The following is a 16,045-nucleotide window of genomic DNA, read 5'->3' as shown; positions in this document are numbered from 1 at the left end:
GCCCGGTTGACTTCACCGAAATGCCCGGTATCCCCGGCGTGCACTCCCGCCCTACCGTCACGCAGAAACCGATGCGCCATAGAGAACCGGTGGGGAGCTTGACGGAGATCACGCTGATGTCGGACGAGCGTGTGGCCGGTATTCCGGTCGCCGAGATCGGCGAACCGTTCGTCGATCTGAGACGACATCCCGAGCTCGTGCTCGACGACCGGCTCGCCGATCCGCTGGGCGCGTACGCCCACGTGCGGGCCGGTGTGGCGACCCGGCTGCTGGAGGCGCAGAGCATGCTGAACGACGGCGTACGGCTGCGCGTCGTCGAGGCGTACCGCCCGCCCGAGCTCCAGCGCCGCTACTTCGACGAGTACGCGTCGGAGCTGGCCCGCCTGCATCCGGAGTGGCCGTCGTCGCGTGTGCACGCGCAGGCCAGCCGGTTCGTCGCGCCACCGGAGGTCGCGCCCCACGTGGCCGGTGCCGCGGTGGACGTCACCCTGTGCGACGCGGACGGCGCCGAACTGCCCATGGGCACCGAGGTGAACGCCAATCCGGAAGAGAGCGACGGTGACTGCTACACCGCCGCCACCGGGATCCCCGCCGGCGCACGGCGCAACCGGGAGCTGCTGAGCACGGTGCTCACCGCCGCCGGAATGGTGAACTATCCCACCGAGTGGTGGCATTGGTCCTATGGTGACCGCTACTGGGCGATGCGCACGAACAGCCCGGCCGCGCTGTACCGGCAGCACGATGTGAATCTCCTCGCGAAGGAAGGCGACGATGTCTGACGAGCGGATCGCCGTCGGCGTGATCTTCGGCGGGCCGTCCGCGGAGCACGAGGTGTCCGCCGCCTCGGCGCTGTCCGTCGTCCGCGGCCTGCGCCCGGACCGGTACCGCCCGGTCGTGATCGGGGTGACCGGCGACGGGCGCTGGGTGCTGGTCCCGGCCGAGACGGTCGAGGAGGTCGCGGCCCGCAAGTCCGCCGGGCCCGCGATCCAGGACCGGCTGCCCGTCGAGGGCGGCGAGGTCGAGCTCAGACGCGGCGGGCGCCTGGTGTCCCCCGACGCCCCGGACGTCGTCCTGGAGCGGCTCGACGTCGCCTTCCCCGTCATCCACGGGCCGTACGGCGAGGACGGAGTGATCCAGGGTCACCTGGAGGCCCTCGGCCTGCCGTACGCCGGGTGCGGCGTGCTCGCCTCCTCGGTCGGCATGGACAAGGTGGCGATGAGACGCGCCTTCGCCGCCGAGGGGATCCCGTTCGTCCCCGGCGTCTGGTTCACCGAGAAGCAGTGGCGTGGCGGCGACGAGCCGCTGCGGCTCGCCGGCGACTTCGGCTGGCCGCGGTTCGTCAAGCCGGCCAACATGGGCTCCTCCATCGGCATCTCGCGGGTCACCGGCCCGGACGAGCTGGTGAGCGCCGTCGAGGAGGCGTTCCGCTACGACGACGTCGTCCTGGTCGAGGAGGGCGTCACCGCACGCGAGCTGCTGTGCGGCGTGCTCGGGGAGATGGACGAGCCCGAGGTCTCGGTGCCGTCCGAGGCGAAGATCATCGGCGGCTTCTCGGACTACGCGCAGAAGTACCTCAGCATGGCCGACTCGATCACGTCGCCCGCCGAACTGCCGGCCGACGTCACCGAGGAGGTGCGCGAGCTGTCCGCCCGGGCGTTCCGCGCCATCGGCGGGGGCGGGCTGGCCCGCGTCGACTTCCTGTACGACGAGGCGGCCGGGAAGCTCTACGTCGGGGAGATCAACACCATGCCGGGGTTCACCTCCCGCTCGGTGTACGCGCGAGGCTTCGCCGAGAGCGGGGTCCCGTACGAGGAGATCCTCACCCGGCTCATCGACCTGGCCTTCGCCCGGCACACGCGTAAGCAGAGCAAGACCGTCGAGGCAGGACATTGATCACACTCACCCTGGAAGAGATCGCACGGGCCGTCGGCGGTACCGTGCACGGAACCTCCGGCCCCGTCACGGTCACCGGTCCGGTCGTCATCGACTCCCGCGAGGCGACCGAGGGCGCGCTGTTCGCCGCCATCGTGGGAGCGCGCAGCGACGGACACGACTTCGCCGGCCAGGTCTATGCCGCGGGCGCGAGCGCGGTGCTGGGCTCCCGGCCCGTCGACGGCCCCTGCGTGGTGGTCGACGACGTGGTCGACGCGCTGACCGAGCTGGCCGTGTACGTACGGGACCGGCTGGACCCGGTCGTGATCGGCCTCACCGGGTCGGTCGGCAAGACCACGACCAAGGACCTGCTCGCCCAGATCCTGGAGCAGAACGGGCCGACCGTGGCCACCGACCGCTCGTACAACAACGAGATCGGGCTGCCGCTGACCATCCTGCGCGCCGACCGGCGGACCCGTTACCTCGTCCTGGAGATGGGCGCGGGGAAGCCGGGCGACATCACCCACCTCATGCGGGTGGCACGGCCGCAGCTCGGCCTGGTGCTCAACGTCGGGCCGGCGCACATCATGACGCTCGGCGGGGTCGAGGGCGTCGCGAAGGCGAAGGCGGAGCTGCCGCGGGCCCTGCCGCCGGCGGTGAAGGGCGGCTTCGCCGTGCTCAACGCCGACGACGAACGCGTCGTCGCCATGGCGCAACAGACCCTCGCGCAGGTCGTGTTCTACGGCACCGGCCCGGACGCGACCGTACGGGCGGAGGACGTGACCGTCGACCCCGACGGCCACGCGTCGTTCACCCTGCACACCCCCTCGGGCAAGGCCCCCGTACGGCTGAGCCTGCCGGGCGAGCACCTGGTCGCCAACGCGCTGGCCGCCGCGGCCGTCGCCGGCGTCATCGGCGTCGCGACCGACCGGATCGCCGAGGCGCTCAGCTCCGCCGTCCGGCGCTCGCCGAACCGCTTCCAGGTGACCGAGCGGGCCGACGGCGTCACGATCATCGACGACGCGTACAACGCCAACCCCGTCTCCATGCGGGCGGCGCTCCGCACCGCGGCCACGATGGCGGCCGGCCGCCGCAGGATCGCCGTCTTCGGCGAGATGACCGGCCAGGCCGAGGAGACGACGTACCACCACTCCGCCCTCGGCAGGCTGGTCGGCGAGCTGGGCGTCGAGATCCTCGTCGTCGTGGGAACCGGCGAGGGCCCGGAGACCTTGGCCGGGGCCGCTCGCGCCGCGGGCGTGACCGTGCACGAGGTCCCGGACCGCGACGCGGCGACCACCCTCGTCCAGGAGCTGCTACAGCCGGCGGACGTCGTCCTGGTCAAGGCCTCCAGCGAGGCGGGCCTGTCCGCTGTCGCGACCGCACTTCGCGATCAGGAGAAATGACCGCATAACTCCGATTGCGTCACCAGGCTTCACAGGGGAGCCAGAATGGCCCGTGACATGCGCGGTTCCGGCCCCGCGGAGCTCGCCGTCCGCGTCGCCGAGGCCGCTGCCGGGCGGGACGACCCGGACGAGGTCGCCGCGACGCTGGTGGACGCCGACGCGGAGACCTGGATCGCCCTCGATCGGGCGTTCCGCACCGGCAGGGCCCCGGACGACGACGGGCCGGCCGTGGTCGAGACGGGACCGCGCGACCGGTTGCGGTGGCTGGTGGCGGCCTGCTCCCCGGACGGCCGTCGCCGGGAGTCCGCGGTAGCGCGCTGGGCGCTCGTCGTGGACGGACTCCTGTTCCCCGTCCTGCTGCTGCGCACCGCCGACTGGGTGCCGCAGGTCCGCGAGCGGGCGCGGGAGTTCACGGCCGCCACGGCGGGAGCGGTGGACGGGCCCGGGCTGTTGCGGGCCGCCGACGTCGCCCTCGCGATCGGGTCGTGGGCGCGGGGCGGGCATGCCCTGGAGGTCGTGACCGCGGCGCTGCGCTCGGCTCCGGAGGAGGTGCTCGCGCGGGCCCGCGCCCACCGGGACGCCGGGCTCCGGCGCATGGCGTACGACCTGTGGCTGGAGCGGGGCGGCGCCCCATGGCGCGAGGTGATGCACGCCGCGCTGCGCGAGCCGGACCCCGTCTGCCGGCTCCGGTGCGCCGAGTGGCTCGCGGCCCAGGCCGTACGCGACGAACGCCTCGACGTGCTGAACCGGTTGCTGGACGAGGGCACCGCCAAGGTCAGGATCGAGGCGCTCACCGCTCTGGTGCGGCTCGGCCGTCCCGAGGCCGGCGCGGACCACCTCGCGGACCGGTCGGCGCTCATGCGTGCCACCGCGCAGTGGGCGGTCCGGCGGACGGGCCGTACCCCCGCGGTGCTCTACCGCCGGGCCCTGAGAGCGGACCCGGTGGCCGGCCGGGCCCGCGACTTGGTCGCCGGGCTGGGCGAGTGCGGCGCGGTGCCCGACATCGACGTGCTGACGCCCTTCCTGGGGCACACGAGTCCCCGGGTCCGGGCGGCGGCGGTACGGGCCATCCGCCGGCTGGGCGGATCACCGGCCCGGGTCGCGGGGATGTTCGCCGACCCGGCGCCGGTGGTCGTTCGTGCCGTCAGGGCGGCACTGCGCACGGAGCCCGATGCCGTGCCGGCCGCCCGTCTGCGGGAACTGCTGGCCGCCGGCTCGCCCCGCCACGTACGGCAGGCGGCCTATGAGCTGCTGTGCGCCTCCGGCACCTGGACCCGCGTTCAGGTCGACCTCGAACTCCTCGCCGCCCGTGACGCCGACCTCTTCGCGCGAGCGCGCGCCGATCTGGTCGCCTGGTCGCACGGTGACGCCGCGACCGTCTACCGCCCTCCCGCACCGGAGGTGCTGCGGCGGCTCGGCTCCCTGCTCGACGCGGCCGGACCCGCGCTCGGGAGCGAGGAGACGCGCCGCCTGCGCTGGCACCTCGGCACGGACGTCGTCAGCTCGTAACGGGCATCGGATCAGGTCGCGTCGCGGTGCCGTGACCGGTGCTGGCGGCGTTCGGCGGTGCCGCGTCCCGGTGCGCGGGTGTCGCGCCGCCCCTCGGCCGGACGGCGAGGCAGGGGGCGTACCGGCAGCAGCCGTTGCCGGTGGTGCTCCTCGGTGAGGTCGTGCAGCCGTGCGTGCAGGAGGTCGGGGAGTGCGATCAGGCCGTTGACGGTGCCGTCGGAGGCCGTGACCGGCACCTGCGTGATGTCGTGCTCGGCGAGGACGTACGCGACGTGCCGCAGCGTGTCGTCGTCGCGGACGGACAGTGGGCCCGACTCCAGCAACGTCGAGACGGCGGTACGCCGCGCGCCGCCGGCCTGCGCCGACAGCAGCCGGGCGTGCGGGAGGACGCCGAGCAGCCGCCCGTCCTCTCCGGTGACCGGGTACAGGTGCTGGCCGCCTCCGTCCGCCGCCGCGATGTGCCGCAGCGCCTCCTGGACGGTCTGGCCGGGACGCAGCACGGTCGGTTCGGTGGCCATGACGTCGGAGGCGAAGAACGCCTCCAGCGGGTCGGTGGAGTACTCGCGGGTCAGGTGCAGCCCCCTGCGGGCGATCTTCTCGGTCAGCACCGAGCGCTTGAGGGTCAGCACGGACAACGCGTACGCCGAGGCCGAGGCGATGAGCAGCGCCGGGCCGGTGTTCCACGCGTGGGTGAGCTCGAGGGTGAAGATCACCCCGGTGAGCGGGGAGCGCATGACACCGCCGACGACGGCGGCCAGGCCGGCGATCGCCCACAGTGCCGGGGTGGCGGCGGGGATGAGATGGCCCTCGGCGGCGCCCAGCGCGGCACCGATCATGAAGACCGGTGCGAGGACCCCGCCGGAGGTGCCCGAGCCCAGGGACAGGGACCAGATGAGGGTCTTGACGATCAGGATCCCGACGATCAGGCTCAGGGCCGCGCGCCCGGACAGCAGCTCACCGATCACGTCGTACCCGACCCCGAGCGCACGAGGCTCGGCCAGGCCGCCGACGCCGATGATGAGCCCGCCGATGGCCGGCCACCACATCCAGTGGAACCGGAGGCGGGAGAAGGCGTCCTCGGCGAAGTAGACCAGGAACGTGGCCGCGACCGCGAGCGCGCCGCCGCTCAGCCCGGCCAGCAGGCAGATCCCCACCGTGGTGGCGTCCATGTGCACGTGCAGCGGCGGCACGCCGAAGACGGGGCCGAAGCCCAGCATCGGGCCGCGCAGCAGGGTGGCGACCGCGACGGACGTCGTGACCGGGATGAAGCTGCGCGGACGCCATTCGAACAGCAGCAGCTCCACCGCCAGCAGCACGGAGGCGAGCGGCGAGTTGAACGTCGCCGCCATGCCACCGGCCGCGCCCGCGACCAGCAGTGTCTTTCGCTCGTCCGCCGACAGGCGGAGCACCTGCGCCAGGATGGAGCCGAGCGCTCCTCCGGTCATGATGATCGGGCCCTCGGCGCCGAACGGGCCGCCGGTGCCGATGCTGATGGCCGCCGAGATCGGCTTGAGCAGCGCGACCCGCGGCTGGACCCGGCTGCCGCCGGTCAGGATCGCCTCGATCGCCTCCGGCATCCCGTGCCCGCGGATCTTCTCGGACCCGAACCGCGCCATGAGCCCGACCACCAGGCCGCCTGCCACCGGCGCCGCCACGATCAGCAGTGGGGAATGATGCGCCAGGCCCGGCGCCGTCATGGTCGTGTCGAGCCGCTGATAGAAAACCAGATTCGTGATCAGTGCGATCAGCCGGAGCAGCACGTACGCCGCACCGGCCGCGGCGACACCCACCGGTACCGCCCAGGCGGTGATGACCAGGACCCGGGCTGTGACGTTGAAATCGCCCAGATGCCGTGCGCGTCCGCTCGCCGGCAGGGCCTCGACCGCCTCATTCGTGTCATCGGCTGGAAGATCGCGATTAGTTTCCATATGTTAAGTATTGTACGGGGCAAGATTCGGGCGAGGCGCACCGGCCGTGAGCACTCCGCGACAGCCCGGCGGGGAGTGCGGCGCCCCGGGCGCCGGGTTGGGGCATCAAATGATGGTGATCCAACGGTTGGCGGGTGCCGTGCCGCCCGGTGCGGGGGCCGTGGTGATGGCCGGCGGCATCGTGTCCGTGTGCTTCTCGGTGACGGGGCCGTCGTGGCTGTCCTGGTCGCTGTTCGCCGTGGCGGCCGCGGTGTGGGCCGTGCTGTTGCCCGTCCTGGTGGCGCGCTGGTGTGCCGACCCGGCTCGGTGGCGGCGGGAGGCGCGGCTTCCGGCGTCTTTGACGCTGGTGGCGGGGACGGCCGTGCTGGGGAGCCGCTCGGCCGGGGCGGGGTGGTCGTGGCCGGCGTACGGGCTGTTGGCGGTGGCGGTGCTGTTGTGCGTGGTGCTGCTGCCGGTGGTGCTGGCGCACTGGTCGACTCCGACGGTCGGCACGAGCTTCATGGTCTGTGTCGCGACGCAGTCGCTCGCCGTATTAACGGGGCTGCTGGCCCGGCGGAGTGGGCAGCGCTGGGAGCTGTACGCGGCGACGGCCGCCTTCGTGCTGGGCGTGGTGCTGTACGGGGTGGTGGCGTCGCGTTTCGATCTGCGGCAGGTGATCCGCGGGGCCGGCGATGAGTGGGTGCTGGGCGGGGCGCTCGCGATCAGTACGCTCGCGAGCACGACGCTGGTGGAGGCCACGGCCCGGTTCGGCGTGCCGGAGGGCGCGCGAGGTGTGTTACGGGTGGTGACGATATGTCTGGCAAGTGAGGCCGCCGCGGCCTATGTGCCGCTCGCGTTCTCGGAGGTGATCTGGCCGCGGCCGCGGTTCGACATGCGGCGCTGGTCGACCGTCTTTCCCCTGGGCATGGCGGGCCTGGTCAGCCTGCGGATGTCGCGGGTGTTCCACCAGAAGGCGTTGTGGGACCTCGGGCGCGCCGTGTCCTGGCTGGCCCTCGCCGTCTGGCTGGTCGTGGCGGCCGGAACACTCCGGCACGTACTGGCCGTGATCCGAAACCGGTCCGGCCGCGCGGGAGACGACATGCGGTGAGCCGGATCCGCTCGACGGTCGAGCAGCGGCCCTACGTGAGCGTCCACACGGTGAGCTTGGTGCCTCCGGCGGCGACGGTCCTGCCGTCCGGGCTGACGGCGACGCAGATGGTCCGGGTCTCGCCGTCGGCGCGGAGAACGGCGGTGATCCGGCGGTCGCGGACGTTCCACAGCCGCACGGTGCCGTCCTCGGAACCACTCGCCAGGATGCCGTCCGGACCGAACGCGACGCAGGTCGCGCCGGAACCGGAACCGGCGAGGACGCCGGTGCTCGAACGGCTCGCGACGTCCCACAGCGTGATCATCCCGTCGTTCCGGAGGTTCGCCAGCGTCTTCCCGTCCGGGCTGAACACCAGCGAGTTCACGTCGGAATTGGTGTCGGTGAGGGTGGCGATCTTCGTATGGGAGGAGGAGTCCCACAGTTGGAGCAGCCCGTCGTCGGGAGTGTTCCCGGGGTTGCCGTTGCCGCTGGCGGTCGCCAGGAGTCCGCCGGAAGGGCTGAACGCCAGGGACTGGACCCAGTAGTCGGGGCCGGTGGTCAGCGTGGCCTCGTTCCTGCGTGTGCTCACGTTCCACAGCCGGACGATCGCGTCGTCGTAGGCGGAGGCCGGCGTCGTGCCGGTACGGTCGAACACCACACCACCGACGGCCGTGTTCCAGCCAACGGGCTTGAGGTAGGGGAGGGTGGTGGCGTTGCCCGTGGCGAGGTCCCACAGGTCGATCGTCCCGTCGCCGTTGGCGACCGCGAGGCGGGCCCCGTCCGGGCTGAACGCGGCCGACAGGGTGTAGGAGAACCTGGGGTTGAAGGCGGTGACCTGTGCGATCGGCTTCGTCCAGGGGTTGGTGGCCCGATGGGTGAAGGTCTTGGCCGGCGTCTTCGTCGCCGTGTCCCACAGTCTCGCCTTACCGTCGGCGCCCGTACTGGCCAGGGTCCTGCCGTCCGGGCTGAACGTCACCGACCACACCCCTCCCTCGTGGAGCGTCACCGGAGAGCCGGGGCGTAGGACGCCTCCGGCCTTGCCCGGCGTGGGAGTCGGATGGCCGCTCGCGCCCACCGAGGACGATCGCAGCAGGAAGGCGGCAGGGACGGCCGCGGCCACGGCGGCGGCGCCCAGCCCGGCCACCATGACGTCGCGGCGGCTGGGGCGCCACGGGGACTTCGGCGTACGGGTCCGGCTCGGCAGCTCCCGGTCGTACTCGCTGATCATCGCGTTGACGGCGGGCGGGAGCCAGGTGCCGTCCGGTGCCGGGTGCGCCGCGAGCCGGTCGAGGACCTGGGGCAGGCCCGGCCGGCTCATCGGGTCCTTGGCCAGGCAGGCGCCGATCAGTCCGGCGAGATCGCCCGGGAGCCCGCTCAGGTCGGGTTCGTCGTGGACGACGCGGTACACGATCGCTTCGGCCGTACCCGTGCCGAAGGGGCCGCGTCCGGTCGCGGCGAAGGTGAGCACCGAGCCCAGCGAGAAGACGTCACTGGGCGGCCCCACCCGAAGGCCCTTCGCCTGCTCGGGGGACATGAACCCGGGCGTCCCGATGACGGAGGTGGAGGCGTGGGTGGCGTCCAGCGCGCGGGCGATGCCGAAGTCGATGACGCGCGGGCCGTCGGCGGCGATGACGATGTTGGCGGGCTTGAGATCGCGGTGGACCAGCCCGGCGGCGTGGATCGCGGCCAGCCCCTCGGCCAGGCCCGCCCCGAGGACCACGACGGCGTGCGCCGGGAGCGGCCCGAACGTCTCGACGGCCTGCTGGAGCGACGGGCCGGAGATGAACGCCGTGACCAGCCACGGCGGATCGGCGGCGGTGTCGGCGTCGACGACCTGGGCGGTGTAGAAGCCGCCGACCCGGGCGGCCGCGGCGACCTCTTCGGCGAACCGCCGGCGGAACCCCGCGTCGTCCGCCAGCTCCGGGCGTACGATCTTCACGGCGACCAGTCGGCCACCACGGGACCGGCCCACGAACACCTGGCCCATCCCGCCACCGCCGAGCCGCCCCAGCAGGCGATACGCACCCACCTGCTGCGGATCGCCCTCCCGCAAAGGTTCCATCGGCAAGCGGCCCTACTCAAATGGACATCGGCGTGTGTATGGGATTGTCGCAGAGAAACGGCCGGCCCGCGCGGCGCGCCCGCGATCATGAGCCCGGCCGATCCGCGGCCGGGCGGGGGCCGTCGCCGTACGGGCCGACCGAGCGGCGTGCGACGAGGGCGGCGTTGATGCGGGGGAGGTCCGCCGCACGGGCCGGGGACAGGCCGATGAGCTGAGTGATGCGGCGGATGCGATAGTCCACCGTGTTGGGGTGGACGTGCAGCGCGGTGGCGGTGCGCCGCCGGTCGAGGTTCTGCCGGAGGTAGGTCTCCAGCGTCTGGAGCAGCTCCGGCTTGGGTTCCAGCGGCCGCAGGAGGCACGCGAGGGCGGTCAGCGCCTCGCCCGGCCGGCTGAGCTGGTAGTCGAGCAGTACGTCGGCGAGCCGGTACAGGCCGGGCGCCCGGCCCGTCCGGGTCACCAGCTCCACGATCTCGGTGTTCTGCGTGACCGCGGCCGGCACGCCCGCCGGCTCGACCACGGAGGCCGCGGCGGTGACGGGCACGTCGGCCGCCCGCGCGGCACGGGTCACCAGCGCGCACAGGTCCTCCCACGCGGGCGGGGCGCCGACGGGCAGCAGGGCGGTGCCGCCCGAGCCGTCCAGCGCGGTCAGGGCCGGTTCGCCGGCGAAGCGGTCGAACGTCGACTGCACCCGGCGGATCTTCCGCCGGGCGGCGACCCTGGTCCGCGGCCCCGGGCGGCTCTCGTCGGGATGCCGGCCCAGCGTGAGCGTCATCACCACGTAGAGCGGCGACGGTCGCGTCCCTGCCGGAAGGGAGGGCGGCGGGTCGCCCGCCAGCAGCGCCGCCATCAGCGAATGCCGGTCGCGATGCTGCTGGACATCCAGCACCTGGCGCGTTTCCAGATATGCCGCGGTGACCTCGGACACGAGCCGCCGCTGGAAAGCCAGCAAATGCGACAGCGTCTCCTGTAGATCGGCCAGATCGGACGGTTCCGCCCCGGCCGAAATCTCATTCCAGCCCATTTCCGCGCCGAGAAGGTAGGCGCTGAGGATGGCGTCCAGCGGAACGCCCTCCTCGGCCCGCTGCGCCGCCGAATCGCGCTGCACGGCGAACCGGTGGTCATCGGCCTCGGCGCGGCGCTCGATGACGTCGGCGAACAGCCGCAGATTGTGCTGGACGATATCCGCGATATCGCCGGTGACCTCCTCGGCGGGCAGTTCGGCGTAGACGGGGAGTTCGGCGCGGAGCCGGTCGACCACCCGCCGGGTCAGCGACGGAACACGGGCCCGCAGGTAGCCGGCCACCGGCCGTCCCGCGATGCGCAGCGGCGAGATTCCCTCATTGTGATCCGTCACAAAAGCTCCCGCGGAAGTCTGCCTTACTCACCAGTTAAAGGATCCGTTGTGAGTCTGCATGATGAGCGCAAAGCATTCCATGACAGCCGGGAGCCGCCATGCCCTCGCCCTCCGTCCACGGCCTCCGTCGCATTCTCGCCGGTACTCTCGGCGCCGCCGCCGCGTTCGCGGTGACCATTGGCGTCGCCGCACCGCCCGCCTCCGCGGCCGGGCAGAAGTACGTCGCGCTGGGCGATTCGATGGCGTCGGGACCGCTCATTCCCAACATCACGGGAAATGTGGGCTGTGGGCGTTCGACGCACAACTACGCGCACGAACTGGCGGCCCGGCTGGGCGCCGAACTGCACGACGTGACCTGCAGCGGGGCCGAGACGAAGCACATGACCGAGTCGCAGTCCCTCAGCGTGGCCGGCGTGTCCACCGGCACCGCGCCGCCGCAGTTCGACGCCTTGAGCGCGGACACCACCCTGGTGACCCTGACGATCGGCGGCAACGACGCCGGGCTGGTCGGCATCGCCGAGGACTGCGTCAACCTCGACCCGACCGCGACCCCCTGCAAGACGCGGTACACCGAGGGCGGCGTGGACCAGGTCGCCCAGCGCGTCGACGCGGTCGGGCCACGGCTCGCCGCCGTGCTGGACGGCATCCACCAGCGGTCCCCGAAGGCGCGCGTGCTGGTGACCGGCTACGGCCTGTACGTCAAGCCGGGCGGCTGCTGGCCGCTCCAGCCGGTGCTGCCGGTGGACGCCGACTACCTGCAGGGCAACGTGCACCGGCTGAACGGCGTCATCGAGGCGGAGGCCCGGGCGCACAACGCGGAGTACGTGGACGTGGAGACCCCGAGCACCGGCCACGACGCCTGCCGGTCGGCCACGGTGAGATGGGTCGAGGGGTACGTGCCGCTCAACCCGGCCGCGCCACTGCACCCGAACCAGCGCGGCGAGGCGAACTACGCCCGGATCATCGCCGACCACCTGAGCTGACGGGCCGTCGGCCCACGGAGCGCGGTCGGGCTCGCTTGATACCCTTCGAGCGAGCCCGACCGCGCTCTCGGACGAGGGGTGCCGTACCCGACCAGCGACAAGACGGCACTGGTGGAGGCACACCTCATGTCATGGCTCGTGCTCGTGCTGTCCGGTGTCCTGGAGTCGGTGTGGGCCACGGCCCTCGACCGCTCGCAGGGGTTCACCAAACCGGTGCCCGTCGTCGTCTTCGCCGTCGCGATCGTGGCGAGCATGGCCGGTCTGGCGTACGCGATGCGCGCCCTGCCCGTGGGCACCTCGTACGCGGTGTGGGTGGGCATCGGCGCCGTGCTCACGGTGACCTACGGAATGCTCACCGGCGCCGAGCCCGTCTCGGCGCTGAAGCTGCTCTTCCTCGCCGGCATCGTCGGCTGCGTCGCCGGCCTGAAGGTCGCGCACTGACCTGACCGATCGCCGTACCGCCGCCCCCTCTTCCTCACGGGGCGGCGGTTTCGTCGTTGGACCGCACGGGGCCCTCACTACTTCCCATGGACGGCTCGTGGACACCCTTGACAGCCGAATCTTGGTCATACAAAGTATGAACTCCTGAATTTGGCATCAAGATCGCTGATCAGCACCCGCTTCGGTTGAGCAGCTCGACGAAGAGCCAACGCACCTCATCGTTCATCGGCCGGTGACGAACCACCATCCAGGACCATCTCTCCGGAACCCGAGGGGGCCGCCCATGCCCAGTTCCCGTGTCTCTCACTCCGCCCGGTCACCCGAATCCGACGCGCGCCGCTGGGCCGTGCTCACCGTCGTGTCGCTCGGCTTCGTGCTCATGACGCTCAACTGGTTCGACATCGCGCCGACCTTCGGCGCGGTGAGCGATGAGTTCCACATGAAGATTCCGCAGGTCGCCCTGCTGATCTCCGCGTTCGTCGCCGGTTACGGCATCTGTCACATCCCGGCGGGCTTCCTGTCCACGCGGCTCGGGCTGCGGGCGACGCTCGTCATCGGGCTGGTAGTGGAGGGCGTCGCCGCGGTGCTGTCCGGCATGGCCGGAAACTACGGTCTCCTTCTTGTGCTGCGCATCGTCTGCGGGGTCGGTGCGTCGGTCTACGCGGGGATCGGCATCGCGGCGGTGAGCGTGTGGTTCACGGGACGGCGGCACGCCTTCGCCCTGGGCGTGGTGTCGGCGACCTTCAGCCTGGGCGCCGCGCTGGGCCTGTACGTCTGGGCCGAAGTCGTCGGGGCCCTGGGCTGGCGGCACGCGCTCGTTCTCAGCGGAGCGCTCTGCGCCCTGGCCGGGGTCGTCGTGGGCGTGGTGTTCCGGGTGCCGCCCGGCGCGGGAAACCTCGCGGGAGTCAGCCTCAGCCGCAAGGCGGTCAAGGAGACGCTGGGCAACCCGCTGCTCTGGGTGTACGGCGTCGCGTTCCTCGGCGGTTACGGCGCCTACTTCGCCGCATCGCAGCTCCTGCAGACCTACGGCGAGGACGGGCGCGGGTTCGGGTCGGGCGTGGCCGGCGCCGCCGCGCTGGTGATCGGTCTCGCCGGGATCCCCGGCAGCGTGGTCGCGGGCTGGCTCTCCGACCGGTTCGGCAGGCGGCGCCCGGTGGTCGTCGCCATGACCGCGTTGCAGGCCGTCGGCCTCCTGCTCGTCCCGGTGGCGGGCGCGGGCTGGTTCTGGGTCCCCGCCTTCATCGTCGGCTTCGCCTTCAACGGCAGCTTCGCCGTCTGGCAGACGGTGCCCGGCGAGGATCGGTCGGTCAGCCCGGAGAACATCGGTACGGCGGTCGGCCTCATGTTGTCGATCACGGCCGTCGGCGGGTTCGTGCTCCCGTGGGTGTTCGGGCTGATCGTGCCCGGCGGCGGGTACACCGTGGCCTGGGTCTTCCTCGGCGTCGCCACCATGGTCTTCGCGCTGGTCGGCCTGGCGGGGCGCGAGCCCGGGACGCGCGCCGTCGAGAGCGTCCCGCAGGCGGACGCCGTGGAAGCCGCCTGACGCTCTGTGCTCCGGCCGGAAGCCGCTTCGAGCATGACGCGCGAGGCGGCTTCCGGCCTGACGCCGATCAGTCCCGTACGGACAGGACGATCTTTCCCAGGGCGGTGCGGGCGAGGATCGCGGCGTGGGCCTCCGCGGCCCGGTCGAGGGGGAGCGGCGTGCCGACCGGCACCCGGACCCTGCCGTCGGCCATCAATGCCAGCAGCCCGGCGAGCTCCTCGCGGAGCACGGCGGTGGCGGGCTTGGCGCGGTTGCCGCCCTGGACGCGCAGACGCTTGCCGTACAGGGTCCGCGCGTCGAGCGTGAGCCGCCGGTCGGCGCTCGTGCCGAACACCGCGATGCGCCCTTCCTCGGCGGCGGCCTCCATGGCGGCCTGCGTCCAGCCGCCCGCGAGGCCGTCCAGGACGAGGCTCGGCCGGTCGTCGCCGACGGCGGCGGCGAGCGAGTCGGGCGTGGGTGCCGTCACCACCCGGTCGGCGCCGAGCCGCCCGAGCGCCTCGGCCTTCGCCGCCCCCGTGGTGTGCGCGAGCACCCGGGCCCCGGCGCTCTTGGCGAGCTGGGTCGCGAACGATCCGACCCCGCCGCTCGCCCCGAGCACCAGGACGACGTCGTCGCCGGTCAGGCCGCTCCTGCCCAGGACCTCCATCGCGGTCAGGCCGGCCGTCTTCGCGCCCGCGGCCTGGACCGGGTCGATCCCCGCCGGCAGCGGAACGATCTCGTCGGCGCCCACCACCACGCGTTCGGCGTACGTGCCGGGCCGCGCCCGGCCGACCCCGGGCGCGATCAGGGCGACCGGCGTGCCGTCGACGGTGCCGACGCCCTCACAGCCGGGGATATGGGGGAACGGAACGGCGTCGCCCAGCTCTCCGCGCGCGATCCAGACGTCGATGGGGTTGACGCCCGCGTAGAGCATGTCGACGACGACCTGGCCCGCCGCGGGCACGGGGCCGGCGAAGGTGTGGACCCGGGGTTCACCGCCGGGTTCGCGGACGGTTACGGCGCGCATCTCTGCCTCCTTGGAATATGTATGACAAAGATAGTCGAACGTCCGGCGACGGTCTTCATGGGCCCGGGAAAAGGCCAGGTCAGCGGCTGCGGACCAGGCGGAAGCGGATCAGCTCGTCGTCCACGATCTCGCGGGAGTAGGCGACCGGTTCGTTGCCGGACGTGTAGTGGGTCTCGCACAGGACGATGTGCGGGGTGCCCGGCGCCAGGGCGAGCGGGAAGGCGGGGTCGTCCGGCACGACGGAGGGGACGATCTCGACCACCGAGTGGTCGATCTCCCGGCCGGGCCAGAAGTGACTGAACTCGAAGATCGTGTCGGGGATGTCGAACCGCCGCCCCGCGACGAGCTTGCGGCGCACGTCCTCGGCGACGTACTCCAGGGGGACCTCCTGGAGCAGATGCACCGCCGGCCGCCCGTCGGCGACGATGGTCTTGTCGTGCACGACCATGGCGGTGCCCTCGTCGAGGCCGAGGGCCCGGACGGCCGGCTCGGTGCCGTGGTCGAGGACGTCCATGCGTTCTTCGAGGTGCACCTCGTCGTGGCCCGCCTCGAGCATGCCCCGGAAGCCGATGAGCCGGTGCAGCAGGATGCTCTCGCGGCCGATGTGCGGCCGCACCTGGGTGCCGCGGGCGGGCGCCCGGCTGACGACGCCGAGGCGTTCGAGGGTCTGCAGGGCCGTGCGGATCGTGGTGCGGCTGACGCCGAGCTGCTCGGCGAGGTCGGGCTCGTTGGGCAGCCGGTCGCCGGGGAAGCGCCGCTCCATGATCGCTTCGAGGAGGGTGCGGGTCGTCTGCTCGGCAAGCGAGCCGTTGCCGATGCGGGGCAGGACGCCGGGGGCGCCGCGCCCGCCGCGGCGGCTCGGAGAGCCGGGCATGTGA

At 72.5% G+C, this 16,045-nt stretch carries 13 protein-coding genes and 1 riboswitch; of the genes, 8 read left to right on the top strand and 5 right to left on the bottom strand.

The features are described 5' to 3' along the window. Window positions 1-89 precede the first annotated feature (89 nt). Genes OG417_RS48850 through OG417_RS48835 form a run of 4 tightly spaced genes read left to right on the top strand, consistent with a single transcriptional unit; the run spans window position 90 to window position 4,784 of the window. Window positions 90-779, top strand: a complete 690-nt coding sequence (locus tag OG417_RS48850) for a M15 family metallopeptidase (RefSeq protein ID WP_442875626.1) — start codon at window positions 90-92, stop codon at window positions 777-779. Continuing rightward, on the top strand, window positions 772-1,893 hold the full coding sequence (locus OG417_RS48845) for a D-alanine--D-alanine ligase family protein (protein ID WP_329245018.1): 1,122 nt from the start codon (window positions 772-774) through the stop codon (window positions 1,891-1,893). The genes OG417_RS48850 and OG417_RS48845 overlap by 8 nt, the downstream gene beginning before the upstream one ends. Beyond that, a complete protein-coding gene (locus OG417_RS48840; protein WP_329245015.1) occupies window positions 1,890-3,275 on the top strand; it encodes a UDP-N-acetylmuramoyl-tripeptide--D-alanyl-D-alanine ligase in 1,386 nt (461 codons plus the stop codon). The genes OG417_RS48845 and OG417_RS48840 overlap by 4 nt, the downstream gene beginning before the upstream one ends. Window positions 3,276-3,320: 45 nt before the next feature. Further along, the gene (locus OG417_RS48835) at window positions 3,321-4,784 is read left to right on the top strand and encodes a hypothetical protein (RefSeq protein WP_329245012.1); all 1,464 of its coding nucleotides are present in this window, start codon (window positions 3,321-3,323) and stop codon (window positions 4,782-4,784) included. Between the two features lie 11 nt (window positions 4,785-4,795). Here the strand turns inward: OG417_RS48835 and OG417_RS48830 are convergent, their stop codons facing one another. Beyond that, window positions 4,796-6,712 carry a chloride channel protein gene (locus OG417_RS48830; RefSeq protein WP_329245009.1) on the bottom strand — a complete coding sequence of 639 codons (1,917 nt, stop codon included), beginning with the start codon at window positions 6,710-6,712 and terminating at the stop codon, window positions 4,796-4,798. Between the two features lie 115 nt (window positions 6,713-6,827). Between OG417_RS48830 and OG417_RS48825 the strand changes: the two genes are divergently transcribed. After that, window positions 6,828-7,799, top strand: coding sequence for a tellurite resistance/C4-dicarboxylate transporter family protein (locus OG417_RS48825; protein ID WP_329245005.1), 972 nt, complete (start codon window positions 6,828-6,830; stop codon window positions 7,797-7,799). A 31-nt stretch (window positions 7,800-7,830) separates the two neighbouring features. Here OG417_RS48825 and OG417_RS48820 read toward each other — a convergent pair whose 3' ends face one another. Beyond that, entirely contained in the window at window positions 7,831-9,840 is a 2,010-nt protein-coding gene (locus tag OG417_RS48820; protein WP_329245003.1) for a WD40 repeat domain-containing serine/threonine protein kinase, read from the bottom strand. A gap of 85 nt (window positions 9,841-9,925) precedes the next feature. Continuing rightward, entirely contained in the window at window positions 9,926-11,194 is a 1,269-nt protein-coding gene (locus tag OG417_RS48815; protein ID WP_329245000.1) for a PucR family transcriptional regulator, read from the bottom strand. Window positions 11,195-11,292: 98 nt separating this feature from the next. Here OG417_RS48815 and OG417_RS48810 point away from each other — a divergent pair, with 98 nt between their 5' ends. The 3 genes from OG417_RS48810 to OG417_RS48800 all read left to right on the top strand — a co-directional run bounded on the left by OG417_RS48810 (window position 11,293) and on the right by OG417_RS48800 (window position 14,161). Continuing rightward, window positions 11,293-12,177, top strand: coding sequence for an SGNH/GDSL hydrolase family protein (locus OG417_RS48810; protein WP_329244997.1), 885 nt, complete (start codon window positions 11,293-11,295; stop codon window positions 12,175-12,177). Between the two features lie 44 nt (window positions 12,178-12,221). Further along, a riboswitch (guanidine-III (ykkC-III) riboswitch) is annotated at window positions 12,222-12,289 on the top strand. A 14-nt stretch (window positions 12,290-12,303) separates the two neighbouring features. Continuing rightward, window positions 12,304-12,618 (top strand): DMT family transporter, encoded by a 315-nt coding sequence (locus OG417_RS48805; protein ID WP_329244994.1) that lies wholly within the window; start codon window positions 12,304-12,306, stop codon window positions 12,616-12,618. A 283-nt stretch (window positions 12,619-12,901) separates the two neighbouring features. Further along, a complete protein-coding gene (locus tag OG417_RS48800; RefSeq protein ID WP_329244992.1) occupies window positions 12,902-14,161 on the top strand; it encodes an MFS transporter in 1,260 nt (419 codons plus the stop codon). Between the two features lie 67 nt (window positions 14,162-14,228). Here the strand turns inward: OG417_RS48800 and OG417_RS48795 are convergent, their stop codons facing one another. Further along, on the bottom strand, window positions 14,229-15,167 hold the full coding sequence (locus OG417_RS48795; protein WP_329244989.1) for a quinone oxidoreductase family protein: 939 nt from the start codon (window positions 15,165-15,167) through the stop codon (window positions 14,229-14,231). 79 nt (window positions 15,168-15,246) lie between these two features. Then, window positions 15,247-16,041 carry a GntR family transcriptional regulator gene (locus tag OG417_RS48790; RefSeq protein ID WP_329244986.1) on the bottom strand — a complete coding sequence of 265 codons (795 nt, stop codon included), beginning with the start codon at window positions 16,039-16,041 and terminating at the stop codon, window positions 15,247-15,249. Between the last annotated feature and the right edge of the window lie 4 nt (window positions 16,042-16,045).

The organism is Actinoallomurus sp. NBC_01490, assembly GCF_036227085.1.
GTDB lineage: Bacteria > Actinomycetota > Actinomycetes > Streptosporangiales > Streptosporangiaceae > Actinoallomurus > Actinoallomurus oryzae.
Note: the sequence above shows the minus strand (reverse complement) of the source record. Positions and strands in the feature narration are given on the sequence as shown.